The 670-nt window shown below is 33.1% G+C and carries 1 pseudogene; it reads right to left on the bottom strand.

The annotated features are described in order from the left end of the window. Positions 1–94: 94 nt before the first annotated feature. Positions 95–670 (bottom strand): annotated as a pseudogene (locus JCM21531_RS24715) (copper amine oxidase N-terminal domain-containing protein); the annotation flags it as partial.

Raw genomic sequence — 670 nt, forward strand, 5'->3', positions numbered from 1 at the left:
AGTTTTTTATCTTATAACTTTTAGGCTCAGCATGCTGGCAAAAATACTTTTTTAATCTGCCTTTATTTAATTGCAAAAATGTTCCAATTTTGTTTTACCACTGAAACATTTTATTAAAATCAAATGATTTATATTCTTGGGAAGGTATCGTCCCCGACTCTGGTACAAAAGCTGCCCACATATCTGATTTGTCCATAGCATACAATATTCTTAATGTTCCTAACTTTCCATTTTTCGAATGATTGAGTGAAATTACGATACCAATAGAATCCACATTATTTATATTAGTAATAACTGTAGCTTCTTTTTTAAATGACCCTTCTGCTGGTATCAACCATTCAGGATTACGTCCAAGTGGAGAATACCATCTGTAGTGCCATCCTTGTTAAAAATTGTTATACCTAGACTCCATTTATAGCCTTCAGGTATTTCCGGATATGTGCATTGAATATAATATTTCCCATTTTCTTTCACAAATTTTAATTGTTTTGCTAACTTAAGCAAAAACTCCTTTAATTTCTCAGCCTCTATCCTGCCGTATGGGTCAACATCTGTAACATCATTAAAAGCTATACCATCATAGTATTTTACTGTACCTTCTGCAGCATCTGGCGAAGGCATCACATGACCATTCATATCTATATACACCGTTTTTATATTTGCATTCCAC

Source organism: Acetivibrio straminisolvens JCM 21531 (assembly GCF_000521465.1).
Lineage (GTDB): Bacteria > Bacillota > Clostridia > Acetivibrionales > Acetivibrionaceae > Hungateiclostridium > Hungateiclostridium straminisolvens.